The organism is Acetobacter aceti NBRC 14818 (genome assembly GCF_000193495.2).
GTDB lineage: Bacteria > Pseudomonadota > Alphaproteobacteria > Acetobacterales > Acetobacteraceae > Acetobacter > Acetobacter aceti.
Genome location: NZ_AP023410.1, coordinates 1,261,561 through 1,277,930 on the forward strand (window position 1 = coordinate 1,261,561; position 16,370 = coordinate 1,277,930).

A 16,370-nucleotide genomic window follows, 5' to 3' on the forward strand; every position below is an offset into this window, starting at 1 on the left:
GAACCGAGCTTCTTCCTTTACTGATCGAACGTCTGGTCCGCCTTGAGCACGGCCGCCAGCAGCACGTTCGCGCCCATTTCGGCATCCTGTTGCAGGATGCTCTCCTCCTCATTGTGGCTGAGGCCATCCTTGCAGGGCACAAAGATCATCGCTGTCGGAGCGACCTTGGCCACATAACCAGCGTCATGACCGGGACCGGACACGATCCGACGTGCGCTGTAGCCGTGCTCTGTCGCGGCCTCCTCCACCATGCCGACGCACGCCTTATCAAAGTGAACAGCCGGTGCGTCCCATATCTGCACGATCTCAAGCTCGACGCTGTTCTCCTGCGCGATTTTCTCCAGCTTCCCGCGTAGCTCCTGCTCCATCTGCAACACCACCGCATCATCCGGGTCGCGGATGTCGATGGTAAAGAACACCTCACCCGGCACGACATTGCTGCTGTTGGGACGGTTTTCGAGCAGCCCCACGGTGCCAACCGCGCTGGGGCCATGCGCTTTCGCCACTTCACTGACCGCCATGATCATCCCGGCGGATGCAACCAGCGCGTCATGACGCAGCGGCATCGGTGTTGAACCGGCATGAGCATCCTTGCCGCGCACCGTCACTTCATACCAGCGTGCGCCCTGAATGCCGGTGACAATACCGATCGTCTTGTCCTCGGCCTCCAGAATCGGACCCTGCTCGATATGCAGTTCAAAATACGCCGAGATCGGATGCTGACCGCAGGGCTCCTTGCCCCGATAGCCGATCGTGTCCAGTTCATCCCCAAAACGGATACCGGCGCGATCCCGCTTGTCCAGCACTTCCGCTTCCGTGAAAATGCCTGCGAAAACACCGGAACACATCATCGGCGGTGAAAAGCGTGAGCCTTCCTCGTTGGTCCAGTTGATGACCTCGATGGGATGGCGTGTCGTATAACCGGAATTGTGCAGCGCGCGGAGAACGGACAGGCCGCCGAGCACGCCCAGAATACCATCGAACTTGCCACCCGTCGGCTGCGTATCCAGATGACTGCCCATCGTGATGGGAGGCAGCGCATTGTCCAGTCCGGGACGGCGAGCAAAGAGATTCCCCATGGAGTCAAAGGAGACTTCACAACCCAGATCGGTGCAGGTGCGTACGAACCAATCGCGGACCTGTCGGTCTTCATCCGTGAGCGTCAGACGGCGGATGCCCCCTTTCGGCGTGCCGCCATACTGGGCCGTTTCCATCAGATCCACCCAGAGGGCGTTACCATCGACCCTGAGATTGCTGCCTTTGACCGACTGGGACACGCTCTTTCTCCTTGTTCAGACTAAATCAGGAAACAGACAGTTACGCCATGATACGATGCGGATTATTGGGATGCTCCGGCCATGTCAGATGCCCTTCGACCGGCTGCGGCTCCATTGTAATGCATCCATCGACCGGACAGACATGGGCGCACAGATTGCATCCTACGCATTCTTCTTCGATCACTTCATAGTGTCGTTCGCCATCGACACGTGTTTTAGCGATCGCCTGATGTGATGTGTCCTCACAGGCGATGTGACACAGGCCGCAACTGACGCAGGCATCCTGATCGATATTCGCAATCGTCTTGAACTTCATGTTCAACTGATTCCACGGCACGAACTGCTTGAGGGCGCGACCGGAAACATCGTCGATCGAGTTGTAGCCTTTCTGATCCATCCATGCGGAAAGACCGTCCGCCATGTCCTCGACAATGCGGAAACCATAATGCATCGCCGCCGTGCAGACCTGAAGCGTAGTTGATCCCATCGCCAGAAACTCGGCCGCATCACGCCAGGAGCCGATACCGCCAATGCCTGAAATCGGCATACCGGCCATTTCAGGATCACGCGCAATCTCACCAATCATGCGCAGCGCGATCGGCTTCACCGCGGGTCCGCAATACCCACCATGCGTTCCCAGCCCTCCCACGACCGGCATGGGCGCCATCTGGTCCAGATCAACGCCGATCACGGACTGAATGGTGTTAATGAGCGACACGGCATCCGCACCACCGCGCTTCGCCGCACGCGCTGGCATGAGAATGTTGGTGATGTTGGGCGTCAGTTTCACAATCACCGGCATACGGGTGTTCTGCTTGCACCAGCGGGTGACCATTTCCACATATTCAGGCACCTGCCCCACGGCGGCACCCATGTTTCGCTCGGACATGCCGTGCGGACAGCCAAAGTTCAGCTCGATGCCGTCCGCACCGGTTTCTTCAACGATTGGAAGGATGGCTTTCCATTTCTCTTCCTCACACGGCACCATCAGGCTGACGATAACAGCACGATCCGGATAATCCCTTTTAACAGCCTTTATTTCCGCGATATTGGTCGCAAGAGGACGATCCGAAATCAGCTCGATATTGTTCAGACCGATCATACGTGCGCCGTTGAAATCCAGCGAGCCATAACGCGAACTCACGTTCACGACTGGCGGATCTTCGCCGAGCGTCTTCCAGACAACACCACCCCAGCCTGCCTCGAAAGCACGACGGACGTTGTATTCCTTGTCCGTCGGTGGCGCGGAGGCGAGCCAGAAAGGATTGGGAGAGCGAATGCCCGCGAAAACTGTTGTCAGGTCAGCCATATTCCCGTTCCCCTCTTTTATGCCGCGCTTGAAAGAGCAGCATTGATGGCTTCCGCCGCATCCCGTCCATCCCGCACAGCCGCGACCGTCAGGTCTTCACCCGGCGTACAGTCGCCGCCCGCGTAAACGCCCTTCATGCTGGTGCGATACTCTGCATCCACCATGATACGACCATTCTCGATTGCAATTTCTTCACCGCTGATCGGGTCATGGCAGAAGATCTGTCCAACAGCTTTCAACACCATATCCGCCGGAATGAAGAACCTGTCGTCTGCATTGTAGACAGGCTTGCCGGACTCATTGAGGGAACCCCGTGCGAACTCTACTCCGGCCAGCGCGCTGTCCTCCTGCACGATTGCTACAGGGGACGCCCACAAGCGCACGGTGACACCGTTCGTCTGTGCCCATTCCCGCTCGACCGCTGTCGCCGACATGTTTTCCGCGCCACGACGATAAACCAGCGTCACCTCTTCCGCTCCCAGACGCCGCGCCTGCACAGCGGCGTCAACCGCTGTATTGCCGCCACCGATCACCACGACACGCCGTCCAACAGGCACATCGGTTTTCGACATCGACCGCAACGTTTCAATGAAAGAGACCGCGTCCTGAACACCGTCGAGCGTCTCCCCTTCCATTTCCAACTGCCGGACGCCAGTGAGACCGATCGACAGGAACACGGCGTCATGATCGCGCTTCAGGTCACCAACACTGAAATCAACACCCAGTGTCTTGCCTCCGACAACCGAAATCCCGCCAATGGCAAGAAGGAAATCTACCTCTTTCTGCGCGAAGTCATTTGAAAGCTTGTAGGCCGCAACGCCATATTCATTCAGACCACCCGCCTTTGCATGACGATCATACAGCACTACGTCATGGCCATACATCGCAAGGCGATGAGCGCACGCCAGACCCGCAGGCCCTGCCCCGACAATCGCCACACGTCGGCCCGTCTCTGGCTGACGACGGAATGGTTGGCCGCCATGCTCCATCTGCCAGTCCGTTGCGTGACGCTGCAACTGGCCGATCCTGACCGGTCGCCCTTCTTCGAGCGTGTTGTGCACACATTTCTGCTCACACAGAATTTCGGTGGGGCAAACGCGCGCACATGAACCGCCGAGGATATTGGAGTCCAGAATCGTGCGTGCCGATCCCTGCATATTGCCCGTCGCGATCGCCCGGATGAAACGGGGAATATCGATGCTGGTTGGACAGGCTTCGATGCACGGTGCGTCGTAGCAGTAAAAGCAGCGTTCCGCTTCCACCAGCGCCTGTTCGTGGGACAACGGCGGATGCGCATCGGAGAAATTATGATTGAGCTCCTGCTCAGTCAGACGGCCGGTTGCGATATCGGGGGATGGCATTGGCTGTTTATCCATCAAGATTCCTGTTCCACATGATCGTGGCGAATATGATTCGTTTACGCAATGTTTTTCTGACCATTCAGTCAGGTTTTTATCGAATATGAAAAAGGCCCGGCAGCTTTCACCGACGGGCCTTCCCTGAACATGACAGGAAAATCAGAAACCGGTGGACATTGAAAAGGAAACCGACAGAGGCGGCGCGAGGGTATAGGTCGGAGCCGAGGCGGACGTATACTGCGTGCCATACACGCCGGTCGTGGGGTGAGCGAACGGTGTCATCGAATAGACGCCATTTCTGTAGAGTGAACCCGCCAGATTCTGGAAGTTCAGCTGAATCTGTGGCGAGTGCAGATACCAGACATTGGAGAACCGATAACCCACCGTCAGCGAGTCGGAAATGTAGGGATGCAGTTTCTCATCATTGAGAAGTGTCGCGTACTGCGAGCCGACATATTTCAGGTTGAGGTCAAGGAATATGTGGCCATTGTCCCAGTCGACACCAAGGGCTCCCATTTCGTGCGGTGTCTGCGCAGGCCGTTTGCCTTTGGTGCGAAGGTAATCGTTCAGATAGTGAATATCCGAGTCCACGGTCGCATCGAGATATTCGAAGCTGATATAGGGACGGAAATGACCAAAGATCGGACGTGTCGCAAGCTGGACGTCAACGCCCCGTGAGGTCTGGTTACCGACATTCATTGTCGTCGCCATAGGCGCGCTGCCGAAATAACTCAGGATCGCCATCTGACGGTTTGTAAAGTTGTAGTTGAAAAAGGAAATGTCACCGACAAAGATATCATCGTGATAGCGGTAACCGATTTCTTCGTTAATTGAATATTCCGGCTTCACGTTGTCCGAAGGCGCTGTCGACATGCTGCCGTTCACATTATACAGCTCGAACATCGTGTTGTTGTTGGGCATCTTGAAGCTGGTTGATCCCCGCAGATACAACTGATGATGCGAATTGAATGTATAGCTGGCGCTGAACTGCGGCAGAGGTTCGAAAACGTTCTGCCCGCGGTTCTGCACAATATTGGGCACATAACTGTTGACCTTGCGACTGACCATCGCCAGACGCACACCAGCCTGCAATTCCAGCTTGTCATTAAGGAGCTTCAGCTTGTCGCCCAGATAAAGCATGTTCACCTGTGTGAACGTGTTATGATCATTGAGATACCACTTCTTGCCGTTAGCCAGACGATAGATGTTGGGACCATAGTCACCATAAATGTTGGCAGGACCACCATCATTCTGGTTGATGTAAGAGACGGGAGTGGCCTGATTGGTGCGCGACCATTCATACCACCAGCCAAAGGTCAGCGTATTGATCCCCTTGGTCCATGTGACTTTCGCGTTGTTGCCGGTCCTGTGGTAGCTGAAATACAGCGGTGAATAGACGGTCGTGCCGTTGGCGACATTCACGTCCACAGGCTGATTACCCGAAAAGGTCTGACCGTCTTCGATCGTGCTCACACCGCCAATGGTGCCAGACCCCCACCAGAGATAGGGCGTATCGTCAAACCGGAGGCCGTCCGCCAGTTTCAGGGAAAGTGGAGCAGAAGCAATAAGGTTCTGGAAAGCGTCCAGACCATATTTGTAGTAGTCCGTCGGATTGTTCTTATCAAAGTGGGAGCTATAATCCAGTTTCTTGCCGTATTGCGCGAACTGATCCTTGGTCGGATACATATCAAGCTGCAACTGGTTGGTGTTATAGCTGGCGTTGATTGTCCAGCGGCTTTCCGGCGTAAAATCCTTGATCAGTTTGAAATCGACGTGTTTGCGGGTGAACTTTCCCGGACCACGCCAGTTATCAGCTGCCGTGTTCGAGAAAGAGGCAAACGCACGCACGCCAGTCTTGCCGATATCGCCAGTTTCCAGCCGCACGAATTCTCTGTGCATGTCATAGGAACCATAGGAAAAATCGACAAAACCACCACGCTTGTGTGATGGATCGATCAAATCGGCATAGGCTGCACCTGCTGCTGCGGAGATGCTCGGCGTATCGATATCGACTGATCCGGGCGTGAGGGAGACCGATTTCAGGTTATCACCGTCGGACGTCTGGTTGGCATAAAACCCACCGTCACCCACGTCATTGACCGGCGCGCCATTATAGATCCAGCCGACATGGTCCCCCGGCAATCCGCGCAGGGTCAGATTGCCTCCGGCAATACCGTAAGGCTCGGTCAGCGTGACAAAGGCGCTGGGTGTCAGCGACAGCACCTGCACAGGGTTGGCCGACGGTGGCTGCTTGGCGATAAAATCTCGTGTTACTGACTGGATGGTTCCGGCGCGCGTTTCGAGACGCATGAGACCGCCACCGGGTTGCCGTCCCGTAACACCCTGCGGAGACACCGTGCGGCCCGTCACCTGGATTGCTTCTCCGGGCCCACTGGCTTTCACCGAACGCGGTCTGGAAACAACGGGCTTCTTTACCCCACCACTGCCGTTGGCTGCTTTTGCCGCCTTCGCAGGAAGTATGACATCCCGCGCTGCTGCATACTCAATTGGAATTGTCTCCCCGCAGATCGTCCCTGCCAGAAGGAAATGAAAAACTGAAAGGCGTTTTCGGACCATATTCTTTTCCTGCTCCAGCATCGAAACGTTAAGTGATCGACGGTGAGCAACTATAATTTTTTGATCCGGATTCGCAACGATATTTCGACCAGATGGTTAAGTTTTTTGATGTCTGCTTTTTTCCAGGAAATGAAATCCAACAAAAAATCTGGAATAATCATATTTTTCAATATAATAAGCGATAATCAACAGTGATCAGAGAATTCTGCTTATGATCCTCCCCGGTGACCCTGCTCCCCTGTTTCTACAGAAAGCCAACACGGACTGGGGCCGCTATAGTTTCGATATGGCTGCCGGGCGGTACAGTCTGCTGATCTTTATGCCTTCAGATCACTCTGCGCCCCCAGCCTTCGGCACCAAGGTCTTCCGTGACCTTGAGGCGAAACGCAGGAACGACATTCTGGAAATCTTCTGTATTGCAGGAGACTGCCAGGAGAACGCCAATTCCTGTTCTGATCTACCTACAGCAGACAGCATCATCGTTTTTGACAAAGATCATGCTGTGCACAAGCTTTATAATGTCGCCAGTGACCAGACGCTCTGGGTTCTTGTAGACCCGATGCTCAGAATCAAACTGGTTCTCCCCGACAGCCCCGATGTTGCGGAGAACCTGAACCAGTGGCTGGATCATGCGCCCCGCTTCCAGAATGGCCCTATCCCTGCCCTCATGCTTGACGACGTCCTTGAGCCACAGTTCTGTCAGGCGCTTATTTCATATTATCAGAGCCAACCACAGAATTTCTCCGGCATTCTAACCCGCAATAGCGAAGGAGTTGCTATCCAGACGGTCAGCCAATCGTTCAAACGCAGACATGACTGTGTTTTACGCGATGAAGCACTGGTCCGGGGGTTGCAAGCCCGCATCATCCGACGTGTCGTTCCTGAAATCCGCAAGAGTTTTCAATGCACCGTCACCGGCATGGATCGCATGATTGTCGGATGTTATGACGCCGCCGAACTGGGAGGCTTCGGACCACATCGGGACAACACGGTCAAGGGGGCGTTTCATAGGCTTTTTGCTATCTCCCTTAACCTGAATAAAGATTTCAAGGGAGGAGAACTGGTCTTTCCGGAATTTTCAGATCAGGGGTTCTGTCCTCCTGCCGGAGGTGCCCTCATCTTTTCCAGCGCCCTCATGCATGCCGTCCGACCTGTCACAGAAGGCAAGCGCTATGCATGCCTGCCCTTTGCCTTCAACGAAGATTCACTCGCTTATGCCCGCAGTCAGGAAGACATAACGGAAGATAAAATTTCTGAACGGAAATAGAAATATTTTTCAAACAGTTGAGCAACATGGGTTGCCCTTCTTGTGTTTAACAGACAAGGCAATCTCCAAAACAGTGGGCATCTTGTGAACTGCGGAATAAAGTCCGTAAAACACAGTCTCTTTTTCAAATATCCTTATATATTTCCTAAAGAGGCTTACGAGGCGCACGCTTCAGAGCTGAACGGCTGAGATAACGTCCCGCTCCTTTGACCGCCCGCAAATCACCATCCTGCCAGACGATCTTTCCATTGCTGATCGTGGTCTGCGCCAGACCGGTCAATGTCATACCCTCAAAGATATTGTAATCGACGTTCTGATGATGCGTTGCAGCCGAAATGGTCCGCTCCGCATCCGGATCCCACAGGACAATGTCGGCATCGGCTCCCGGGACGATGACCCCTTTCCGCGGATAGACATTGAAAATCCGGGCCGTATTGGTCGAAGTCAGAGCCACGAAATTTTCTGGAGACAGGCGACCTTTTTTCACTCCATAGTGCCACAGCACACTCATTCGATCCTCGATGCCCGGCGTTCCGTTGGGAATGCGCGTGAAATCTTTTAGCCCCGCTTCTTTCTGGTTCGCACAGAAACAGCAGTGATCCGTTGCCGTCGTATGCAACTGCCCGGACATGAGGCCGCCCCATAGCGATGACTGATGATGACGGGGACGGAACGGCGGGCTCATGACGTAGCGCGCCGCTTTCAGCCAGTCCGACGTTTCATAGACGCTTTCGTCAAACACGAGATGCTGCGGCAGGACCTCGCCGTACACTTCCTGCCCTCTCATACGGGCGTCCGCGATGGCTTTCGCCGCCTGCTCCGTGGAAACATGGACAATATAGACCGGCACACCAAGCAGCCCAGCCAGCGTAATGGCGCGCTGGGCGGCTTCGCCCTCCACTTCCGGTGGACGCGACACTGGATGCGCCTCCGGACCGGTGCGTCCCTGCGCCAGAAGATCCTGCTGGAGATAGGCGACGGCATCACCGTTTTCAGCGTGAACGGTACAAATCGCGCCCAGTTCCGACGCCCGCTTCATCGACCGAAGCAGGGTATCGTCCTCGACCATCAGGGCATTCTTGTAGGCCATGAAATGCTTGAAGGAATTGACGCCGCACTCTTCAACCAGCGTGCCCATATCGCGGTGCACCTGATCGTTCCATTCCGTGATGGCGACATGAAAACCGTAGTCAGACGCCGCTTTCGTTGCCTTTTCGCGCCATTCCTTCCATGAATCCAACAACCCACGTCCCGAGCCGGGGATCACGAAATCAATGATGCTGGTCGTGCCGCCCGCCAGACCGGCAGCCGTTCCGGTGAAGAAGTCGTCGGTGGCAATCGTGCCCATGAAGGGCATTTCCATATGCGTATGCGGATCTATGCCGCCCGGCATGACCAGCAGACCACCAGCCTCCACAACCTCGCAACCAGCAGGCGTTTCCAGATCCGGTCCGACCTGAAGAATCCGCCCATCGTCGCCACACAGCACATCGGCCCGCATGGTGCGTTCCGCCGTTACAACGTCACCGCCTCTGATATGCAGCATGAGCGCGTCCTTCGTTATTCCAGGAATCGTGGATTTCTCCACATTTCATGTCGAAATCGTATTGTTATTCTGACTATCTGGTCAATAAGATATTTCGGAAACGAATCATGTTCTCAGGGAGAGCACCATGAGCGGCCCTTCATCACCCCAGACCAGTTCATCCAGCCTGATCAATGACGATCTGGCTCCGGTGACCCAACGCACATGGGGTGGCAAGGACTATCTGTTCCTGTGGATGTCCAACATTCATAGCGTGGCGGGCTATGTGACGGTCAGCAGCCTGTTTGTCATGGGATTACCGCTTCAGGACGTGTTCCTAGCCCTGCTCCTCGGCATTCTGGTGGTGCAGGTGGCGTGCAACCTGGTGGCCGCCCCCAGCTTCCGCACAGGCGCTCCGTTCCCCGTTGTGGTCCGTATGACGTTCGGTGTTTATGGCGCCATCCTCGCCGCCCTCATCCGCGGGCTGATCGCCATAGGCTGGTATGGCATCCAGACCTGGCTGGCCTCCAATGCTCTCGTGGTGCTTGCCGTCAAACTCTGGCCTGCCATTGAGCCTTGGGCCATCGCCTCGCAACATGGCTTTGTCGGGCTCTCACTGGTGGGCTGGGTTGCCTTCATGACCGTGTGGACCCTGCAGATCATGGTTTTCTGGAACGGCATGGACGCGATCCGCCATTTCATCGACTGGGCCGGTCCCATCATTTACGGCATGATGGCGCTTCTCGACGGCTGGCTCCTTTTCAAGACGGGCGGGCATGCCTCGTTTCACATGTTCCATGTCGCAGCACACCCAACCTTCACACAGCAGTTCTCCGGCATTGTGAATGCGATGGCGCTGATCTTCGCCTATTTCTCGCCGATCATTCTCAATTTTGGAGATTTTGCACGTTACGGCGTCAGCATGCGTGCGATCCGGAGCGGCAATTTCTGGGGCCTCCCCTTCAATCTTCTGGCTTTTGCTTTCCTGACCCTACTGACGATCGCCCTGACACTCCCCGTCTTCGGTCATCTGATTTTCGACCCTATTGAAACGGTCGTCAAAACCACCAGCCTGACAACAGCGCTTCTCGGTGTTCTGACCGTCGTGACAGCCACGATCGGGATCAACATTTCTGCGAACTTTGTTTCCGCAGCCTTTGATTTTTCCAACATTGCGCCCAATCGGCTGTCATGGCGGCAGGGCGGACTGATCGCTGCGACAGGCGCCATCATCGTGACACCGTGGAACCTGTATGCACGTCCCGAACTGGTGCATCTCACGCTTGATGTACTGGGAAGCTGCATCACGCCGATGGTCGCCATTCTTCTGGCCGATTACTACATCGTCAAAAAGCAGCATATTCAGCCTGAGGTTCTTTATTCCTCAGATCGACACGATGCTTACTGGTATCAGGGCGGCATCAATCCTGTCGCAATCAGCGCTCTTGTCGCGGGCACACTCTGCGGGCTGAGCTTTATCTTTTTCGCGGTTTTTGCAGAATATCGGAACCTGTCCTGCGTCGCCGGATTTATGACCGCGTTTGGGTGCTATCTTCTGCTGGCGCAGATGTTTCCTCATCAATGCATACAGAAGAAAGCAGTTGCATGATGGTGGTCAGACCATCGTCATAATCGCTTTTCAGGAGCTTCTTCCGACCCAGCACAGCCGCAAACTGGACCTGCATGTCAGCGTAAGACTGGGTCATGGACCAGAGCAGAAACATGAAGTGCGGAACATTCACCGCCTTCATCTGACCCCGCTCCTGCCAGATCCTGAAAACGTCTGACAGTCTTTCGACATGCTCTTTCAGCGTGATTTTCAGAAAACCTTCGATCTGGCCACCGCCGGACAGAAGTTCCTGCATGAAGAGACGGGAGACTTCCGGCTTCCGCCGGGAGAAAACGATTTTTGCCTGAACGTATTTCAGCAGACCGTCATAGGGCCGGTTCTTTTCTGAAATCCAAGCGTCAGCATCAGCCAGCCAGCCGTCAAGAAAACGCTCCAGCGTCGCGTGATAGAGCTTTTCCTTGGAGCTGAAATAATAGAGGACATTTGCTTTGGGCAGATCACAGACCCGGGCGATCTCATCAACGCGGGCACCAGAAAAACCGTGACAGGAAAAGACTTTTTCTGCGGCATCCAGAATATGACCTGTCATATTCTCGCGCAAAGACCCTGCGGGCCGGTTTCCGTCTTTTTGCCGCATTGAATTTTCTGTCTCTTGAACCCTGTGACTTTCGCCCGACGATTATGTCACCCAGTCATTGACCGCACATGACCGTGGCATTTCGAAACGTATCATCTGCCACGTTCAGGAACAGGCAGACACTCTCATAATGGTGCCTGCCTGACAGGTTCATCAGACGCGAAGGACGTGAACGTCCACGAGCGGACGCTTCTGAAGTTTACGCCCCAGAGCACGACGCAGCGCTGTCTTGGCAGCTTCCCGGAAGGAAACGTCGTCCATGCGCAGCTCATCCGGAATCTCGTCGATCGCGTTGGAAAACTCTTCCTGAACGCGATTGCTTTCCGGCTCGTCCTGCTCAAGCAGACCCGGCGCACTGATCTTCGGCTCACCGATGACGTAGCCCTCATCATCCACCGCGACACTGGCGATGATGATGCCGTTGAACAGCATCTTGCGACGGGCGGACAGAACATCGCCATCCATCGCCAGCAGACGGTTGCCGTCCACAGCCAGACGTCCTGTCGGCGCTGTGTCCACCACCTGCACCGCACCGGGCGCGAGGTTCAGGATATCGCCGTCTTCCAGCAGGATCGAGGCGATGCCCTTCTCCTGAGCCAGAGCCGCATGGGCCGTCAGATGACGCCACTCGCCATGCGTCGGCACTGCATATTGCGGACGGATCAGGTCATACATCATCCGCACGTCATCAGCCGTGGCATGGCCGGAACAGTGGATCATGTACCCTTCCTTGTCCGTGATAACACGGACGCCGTTACGGGTCAGATTGTCCTGCACCTGCATGATCGCACGCTCGTTGCCGGGAATCATGCGGCTTGAATAAATGACCGTATCCCCTTCCCCGAGCGCCACGCTCTGATGCGTGTCCGAGGCGATCCGTGACAGCGCCGAGCGGGGTTCGCCCTGACTGCCGGTGATGATCATGACAATCTTGTCGTCCTCGACATTGTTGATCTCATATTCCGGCAGGAACGGCAGCACACCCGAGAGGTAACCGCACTCACGCGCTGCCACATCAAGGTTCCGCAGGGAGCGTCCGACCAGCACCACAACGCGACCGGCAGCCTGCGCCGCCATGGCGATGGTTTCAACGCGGGCAACGTTGGACGCAAAGCAGGTGACGGCGATGCGCCCCTTGAGCGTTCCCATCAGTTCCGTCAGGCCCTGACGCACTTCAGCTTCAGAACGCGAGGCTCCGGGCGTCATGACATTGGTGCTGTCACACACCAGCGCCAGCACGCCTTCGTCGCCGATCTGCTTCAGACGCTCGATATCGGTCGGCGGACCAACCAGCGGCGTCGGGTCGATCTTCCAATCACCGGTATGCACCACCACGCCCTGCGGCGTGCGGATGGCCATTGCCTGCGCTTCCGGCACAGAGTGGGTGACCGGAATGAACTCGATGTCGAACGGACCGACATTGAAGCGTCCACCGCAGGGGATCACGTGGATCTTCACCTGCTGGTCAAGGCGCGCCTCACCAAGCTTGCGACGCAGCACTGTTGCGGCGAAAGGCGTCGCGTAGATCGGGCAGCCAAGGCGCGTCCAGAGATGTGCGACTGCGCCGATATGGTCTTCATGGGCGTGCGTGATGACCAGACCAGCCAGCTTGTCCCGACGCTCCATAATGTAGGTCGGGTCCGGCACCAGAATTTCCGCTTCCGGCGTATCGTTGCCGGAGAACCCGATCCCGCAATCCACTGCGAGCCACGTCTCCCCCAACCTGTAAAGGTTGAGGTTCATACCGATCTCGCCCGTTCCGCCGAGTGGCAGAAAGGCCAGACCGCTATCCTTTTCTGTCATGTCGTATTGTTATCCTTCTTCCTGTGTACTGTCTGTGATGGTGTGTAATGGCGGCTCCGGGTTTCGTTCGAACAGGAACCGCAATCCGTTGATGGTCAATTCAGGGTCGATATGGTCGAAGACCTGTGTTCCTTCAGAGAAGAGCGGCGCGAGACCACCGGTCGCGAGCACCTTCATGGGTGCTCCGAATTCCCGTTTGATCCGCTCGACAAGCCCTTCGAGCAATCCGACATATCCCCAGAACACGCCTGACCGCATGGCCATGTTTGTGTTCTTGCCAATAACAAGGCCGCCTTCCGGGCGACCAATTCCAATCCGCGGCAGACGCGCCGCGGCCATATGCAGGGCTTCAACCGAAAGGTTGATGCCGGGGGCAATGACACCCCCAAGATAGGTTCCGTCTGCCGCCACAACGTCGAACGTGGTGGCAGTGCCAAAATCGATGACCACCAGCGGACCACCATAAAGACGCTGGGCCGCAAGCCCGTTCAGGAGACGGTCAACACCCACTTCCGTCGGGTTGTCCAGAGCAATCTGAAAGCCCCAGTCCAGACGCGGCGAGGCTACCAGAGGCTCGACATTGAAATACTGACGGCAAAGCTGGCGAAGATGATAGAAGGCAGCCGGCACCACTGTTCCGATGGCAGCGCCTGTAATGTCTTCTGGCGCAATCCCCTCGTTCTGCAGCAGGGTCAGCAGCCAGACAGCGTATTCGTCACTGGTGCGCTGCGTCTGCATGGAAATGCGCCACGTCCCACGCCATTTTTCTCCGTCATCGACAGCAAAAACAGCGTTGGTGTTGCCTGCGTCAATGACCAGCAGCACGACCGGTTTCCAGCGCGTTCACCTTGGGATCACCATAAAGCACTTCACCCGTAATCACTCTCTCGACCCTCCCATTACAGTCGAGGAGCAACTCACCATCCTCACCAATCCCTGCAAATCTACCTTCAGAATAGTGTCCGCCGCCGTTTACTACAAGGGGCGCTCCCAAAGGCAGCGATCGGTCAAGCCATGCAAGCCTTATTGCAGCAAAGCCTCCATCCCTGAAAACCTGCCGCCAATGCGTCAGAGCAGCGAGCACACGCTCTGCAACAGCTCGCGGCTGGCAGGAGACTGTCCATTCCGCAAGACAGGCCAGTTTCCGGCCGGGAATAGCAGGAGAGGCCACAAGATTGGCCCCGAAACCAATAACCAGCCAAGGATCGTTCCCCCCTCCGGCCTCGACCAGAATGCCGCCCATCTTGCGACCATCGAGCACAATGTCATTCGGCCATTTGATCCGCAGCCGGGAACTTGTTCGTCCCGCAGCAAGGCCATCATGAAACGCCAGAGCGGCTATAAACGCCCATGCGCCGGGCTGTTTTCGTTCGTTTTGATCGGGGCGCAGCAGCACCGAAAGGGCCAGACTGTCGCCGGGGTCAGACCAGAGACGTCCGCGACTGCCGCGCGGGCTGGTCTGATGAAAGGCTAGGGTAGCGAAACCATCCGCCTCACCTTCCTCCGCCTTTTCAAGGCAGAGGTCAGATGTGGAAGGCAGTTCATCGAAACATGAAAGACGCCAACCAGCGGGCTGATCCGGGACGTGACCCTGCGGCGCGACCGGCTCAGCCAATGAGAGCCTGCGCCGCAGCCTGAGCAGCCTCGCTGATCGGCCCCAGACCAATCAGGAACAGCACCGTCGCCAGTCCCATCGCGATGGACACGAACGATACAGACGGGGCCGGACGATCAAACGCCGGCGCTGCCGGATCGAAATACGCCACCTTCACGATGCGCAGGTAATAGAACGCACCGACCACAGCCGAGACCACGCCAATGGCGATCAGCGGATACAGGCCAGCATTCCAGGCAGCGGCGAACACCATGAACTTGCCGAAGAACCCGGCCAGCGGCGGCACGCCGATCATGCTGAACATGCAGATCGCCAGAACCAAAGCCAGTCCCGGATTGGTGCGACCCAGCCCGGCGATGTCGGAGATTTCCGTGACCTCACGTCCCTTACGACGCATGGCGGTGATCACGCCAAATGTGCCTGCGTTCATGATCAGATAGGTTGTAAGATAGACCAGTGTGCCGGTCGTGCCTGCCGGAGAAGCGGCGGCAAGGCCCATCATCGCGTAACCCATATGGCCGATCGAAGAATAGGCCATCAGACGCTTGATGTTGCGCTGGGGAATAGCGGCGAAGGAACCGAACAGCATGGACAGAGCCGCGATCACTTCGATCAGCAACTGCCAGCGCGGCGACATCGCACCAAATGGACCGGCCATCACGCGCAGGATCAGAGCGAAAGCTGCAAACTTTGGCGCACCGGCCATGTAGGCTGTCACCGGTGTTGGCGCGCCCTGATAAACATCCGGCGTCCACATGTGGAATGGCACCGCCGACAGCTTGAACGCCAGTCCGACGAGAACGAACACCATGCCAATGACAAGGCCGATCGGCAGAATACCGGCGCTGTTAATCTCGGCAGCGATGGGGGCGTATTCCATCGTACCCGCATAGCCATAGACCAGCGACACGCCATAGAGCAGCAGGCCAGACGCCAGCGAGCCAAGGATGAAGTATTTCAGACCAGCTTCGGCAGACCCCAGGCGATCCCGCTCCATAGCGCAGAGCACATAGATGGCCAGAGAGGACAGCTCCAGCCCGACAAACAATGTCATCAGGTTGGCGGACGACGCCATGACCATTGCGCCGAGTGTCGAAAACAGGACGAGAATGGGCATTTCGAACGGCAGTTCGCGGTGCTCGTTGGTGTAGCCCACCGAAAGCGCAATCGCGACCACGCCACCGACAATGGCCAGCAGCTTGATGAAGCGGGCGAACGCATCGACCACGAACAGCCCGTCATACCCCACGCCACCCTGTGACGTCGCCACAAAGAAGCCCGTGACCACGAACGCCGCGATACTCAGCGTCGCCGACGGCAGGAAGGCATGGCCCTTCTTCGTGAGCACGCCCACCGAGAGGATAAGGAGACCGCTGACTGCCAGAACGATTTCCGGCAACGCAATAACCCAGTTCATCGTCCATTCTCCCCG

The 16,370-nt window shown here is 56.4% G+C and carries 12 protein-coding genes; 2 read left to right on the forward strand and 10 right to left on the reverse strand.

What is annotated here, in order from left to right:
* Window positions 1-17: 17 nt before the first annotated feature.
* The 4 genes from EMQ_RS05690 to EMQ_RS05705 all read right to left on the reverse strand — a co-directional run bounded on the left by EMQ_RS05690 (window position 18) and on the right by EMQ_RS05705 (window position 6,521).
* Entirely contained in the window at window positions 18-1,277 is a 1,260-nt protein-coding gene (locus EMQ_RS05690) for a M20 family metallo-hydrolase (RefSeq protein WP_010667316.1), read from the reverse strand.
* 40 nt (window positions 1,278-1,317) lie between these two features.
* Window positions 1,318-2,586, reverse strand: a complete 1,269-nt coding sequence (gene preA / locus EMQ_RS05695) for an NAD-dependent dihydropyrimidine dehydrogenase subunit PreA (protein ID WP_010667315.1) — start codon at window positions 2,584-2,586, stop codon at window positions 1,318-1,320.
* Between the two features lie 17 nt (window positions 2,587-2,603).
* Complete coding sequence (locus EMQ_RS05700; RefSeq protein WP_018308329.1) at window positions 2,604-3,962, reverse strand: NAD(P)-dependent oxidoreductase; 1,359 nt, start codon at window positions 3,960-3,962, stop codon at window positions 2,604-2,606.
* Window positions 3,963-4,103: 141 nt separating this feature from the next.
* The gene (locus EMQ_RS05705) at window positions 4,104-6,521 is read right to left on the reverse strand and encodes a TonB-dependent receptor (protein WP_018308328.1); all 2,418 of its coding nucleotides are present in this window, start codon (window positions 6,519-6,521) and stop codon (window positions 4,104-4,106) included.
* Between the two features lie 211 nt (window positions 6,522-6,732).
* On the opposite strand from EMQ_RS05705, the gene EMQ_RS05710 reads away from it, so the two are divergent.
* Window positions 6,733-7,788, forward strand: coding sequence for a 2OG-Fe(II) oxygenase (locus tag EMQ_RS05710; RefSeq protein WP_018308327.1), 1,056 nt, complete (start codon window positions 6,733-6,735; stop codon window positions 7,786-7,788).
* Between the two features lie 145 nt (window positions 7,789-7,933).
* Here EMQ_RS05710 and hydA read toward each other — a convergent pair whose 3' ends face one another.
* Entirely contained in the window at window positions 7,934-9,334 is a 1,401-nt protein-coding gene (gene hydA / locus EMQ_RS05715) for a dihydropyrimidinase (protein WP_010666812.1), read from the reverse strand.
* A gap of 127 nt (window positions 9,335-9,461) precedes the next feature.
* Here hydA and EMQ_RS05720 point away from each other — a divergent pair, with 127 nt between their 5' ends.
* Window positions 9,462-10,922, forward strand: coding sequence for an NCS1 family nucleobase:cation symporter-1 (locus EMQ_RS05720; RefSeq protein WP_010666813.1), 1,461 nt, complete (start codon window positions 9,462-9,464; stop codon window positions 10,920-10,922).
* On the opposite strand, the gene EMQ_RS05725 is transcribed toward EMQ_RS05720, so the two are convergent.
* The 5 genes from EMQ_RS05725 to nuoN all read right to left on the reverse strand — a co-directional run bounded on the left by EMQ_RS05725 (window position 10,843) and on the right by nuoN (window position 16,355).
* Window positions 10,843-11,520, reverse strand: a complete 678-nt coding sequence (locus tag EMQ_RS05725) for a TetR family transcriptional regulator C-terminal domain-containing protein (RefSeq protein ID WP_018308326.1) — start codon at window positions 11,518-11,520, stop codon at window positions 10,843-10,845. The genes EMQ_RS05720 and EMQ_RS05725 overlap by 80 nt on opposite strands.
* A gap of 153 nt (window positions 11,521-11,673) precedes the next feature.
* Window positions 11,674-13,323 carry a ribonuclease J gene (locus EMQ_RS05730; RefSeq protein WP_010667115.1) on the reverse strand — a complete coding sequence of 550 codons (1,650 nt, stop codon included), beginning with the start codon at window positions 13,321-13,323 and terminating at the stop codon, window positions 11,674-11,676.
* Between the two features lie 9 nt (window positions 13,324-13,332).
* A complete protein-coding gene (locus tag EMQ_RS05735; RefSeq protein WP_010667116.1) occupies window positions 13,333-14,148 on the reverse strand; it encodes a type III pantothenate kinase in 816 nt (271 codons plus the stop codon).
* Entirely contained in the window at window positions 14,132-14,938 is an 807-nt protein-coding gene (locus EMQ_RS05740; protein ID WP_010667117.1) for a biotin--[acetyl-CoA-carboxylase] ligase, read from the reverse strand. The genes EMQ_RS05735 and EMQ_RS05740 overlap by 17 nt, the downstream gene beginning before the upstream one ends.
* Window positions 14,931-16,355, reverse strand: coding sequence for an NADH-quinone oxidoreductase subunit NuoN (nuoN, locus tag EMQ_RS05745; protein ID WP_010667118.1), 1,425 nt, complete (start codon window positions 16,353-16,355; stop codon window positions 14,931-14,933). The genes EMQ_RS05740 and nuoN overlap by 8 nt, the downstream gene beginning before the upstream one ends.
* Between the last annotated feature and the right edge of the window lie 15 nt (window positions 16,356-16,370).